Here is a 2,006-nt window from a genome sequence, read left to right as displayed (position 1 = left end):
CCCCCTCCCCCGCTTCGCGGGGGAGGGGGAGAACTTCATCTCAAGACGCGAAGCGCGGGGCCGTTACTTTCGCACTTTCGCACTTTCGCACTTTCGCACTGCCCTTCACGCCACCCCGCGCTCGTCCGCCATCGGCCCGTCCTGCTCGTCCAGCGGATACAGGTGGCCCATGCGGTCGCGCTTGGTGCGCAGGTATCCCGTGTTGTGCGGGTTGGGGCGAACGGCCAGCGGAAGCTGCTCCGCCACCGACAGGCCGTATCCGTCCATCCCCACGATCTTCTTGGGGTTGTTGGTCAGCAGGCGGATGGACGACAGCCCCAGGTCGAGCAGGATCTGCGCCCCGATGCCGTAGTCGCGCAGGTCCGCGCGGAACCCCAGCGCCTCGTTGGCCTCCACCGTGTCCAGCCCCTGGTCCTGCAGGTTGTACGCGCGCAGCTTGTGGATGAGCCCGATTCCCCGCCCTTCCTGGCGCAGGTAGACGATCACGCCGCGGCCCTCGCGCTCGATCTGCTCCATGGCCGCGTCCAGCTGCTCGCCGCAGTCGCAGCGCATGGAGTGGAACACGTCGCCCGTGAGACACTCGCTGTGCATCCGCACCATCACGCCCGACTGGCCCTCCACGTCGCCCTTGACCATGGCCACGTGCTCGTGCTGGTCCACGTCGTTGCGGTAGGCGATGATGCGCCAGTCGCCGAACGGCGTGGGAATCGTCGCCTCGGCCTCGCGGTGCACCAGGCGCTCGCGCTGCAGGCGGTACGCGACGATCTGCGCGACGGTGATGAACTTGAGGTCGAACTTGGCCGCGAACTCCTCCAGCTGCGGCCGGCGCGCCATGGTCCCGTCGTCGTTCAGGATCTCGCAGATCACGCCCGCCGGCTCCAGCCCCGCCAGCCGCGCGAGGTCGACGGACGCCTCCGTCTGCCCCACGCGGCGCAGCACGCCGCCCGCCCGCGCGCGGAGGGGAAAGACGTGGCCGGGACGGCGCAGGTCGCCCGGCTTGCTCTCCGGGTCCATGCACACCTGGATGGTCTTGGCGCGGTCCCAGGCGCTGATGCCCGTGGTCACGCCGTGGCGCGCGGCGGCATCCACCGAGACGGTGAAGGCGGTGCTGAGCGCCTCGGTGTTGTGCTCGCTCATGGGGCGCAGGTCCAGCTCGTCCGCGCGCTCCGCCGTGAGCGCCAGGCAGATGAGCCCACGCCCGTGCGTGGCCATGAAGTTGATGATCTCCGGCGTGACGGCCGATGCCGCGCACACCAGGTCGCCCTCGTTCTCGCGGTCCTCGTCGTCCGCGACGATCACCATCTTGCCGTCGCGGATGTCCTGGAGGGCGTCTTCTATTCTGTCGAACGGCATGGGTTGCCTCGCTCGTAAAACTTCATCTTGGAACGGGATGGATCAAGCCGGCAGCAACCGGCCCCTCCCCCCGGCCCCCGTCCCCGCTCGTTCCTCGCGGAGAGGGGGAGAACTGCACTTTCAGCACGGGGGCAGGCTGTCTCTCGCCCGCCGAGGGCCCCCTCCCCCCGACCCCCTGCCCCCGCTTCGCGGGGGAGGGGGAGCACTGCAACTGCGGCTCCGCTGATCGGCGTACTCCGACGCGGGAAACCACTCCGTCACCCCGATGCGTCATCCTGAGGGCCCCTCAGGATGACAGCGGGACCGCGCATCCAGGGCGTTCCGCGCCACGACTACCCCCGGTGCTGGAACCCACTCCCTCCCCCACGCAGTTTGTGGGGGAGGGTCGGGGAGGGGGGCGCCCCGCCCGCGCCGAGTGCCCGCTCCGCTCGCGATTCTTCGACGAACCCTACTGGTACCCCCACGCCTTGCGGACGTGCTCGGGGCCGATGTGGCCGCTGCCGCCGCCCTGCGCCGGCGCGCCCAGAAGGTTGCGGACGAACTTGCCGATCATGTCGCCCTCCACGTTCACGCCGTCGCCCACGGCCAGGTCGCCGATGGCCGTGTGCTCCCACGTGAACGGGATGATGGACACCTGGCACACGCCGGGCTCC

1 protein-coding gene and 1 pseudogene are annotated in these 2,006 nt (G+C 70.0%); both read right to left on the bottom strand.

Translation table 11 applies throughout. The features are described 5' to 3' along the window. Positions 1-105: 105 nt before the first annotated feature. A complete protein-coding gene (locus VFZ20_RS21460) occupies positions 106-1,353 on the bottom strand; it encodes a bifunctional 3,4-dihydroxy-2-butanone-4-phosphate synthase/GTP cyclohydrolase II (RefSeq protein WP_329685994.1) in 1,248 nt (415 codons plus the stop codon). 448 nt (positions 1,354-1,801) lie between these two features. Continuing rightward, positions 1,802-2,006 (bottom strand): annotated as a pseudogene (locus tag VFZ20_RS21455) (hypothetical protein); the annotation flags it as partial.

This window comes from Longimicrobium sp. (genome assembly GCF_036280135.1).
Taxonomy (GTDB): Bacteria; Gemmatimonadota; Gemmatimonadetes; order Longimicrobiales; family Longimicrobiaceae; genus Longimicrobium.
The sequence above is the reverse complement of the archived record's forward strand: the minus strand, read 5'-3'. Positions and strand labels throughout refer to the sequence as shown.

Bases quoted from the DNA above. Each gene is read 5' to 3' on its own strand.
- VFZ20_RS21460 (WP_329685994.1), bottom strand. From the start codon at position 1,353: ATGCCGTTCGACAGAATAGAAGACGCCCTCCAGGACATCCGCGACGGC.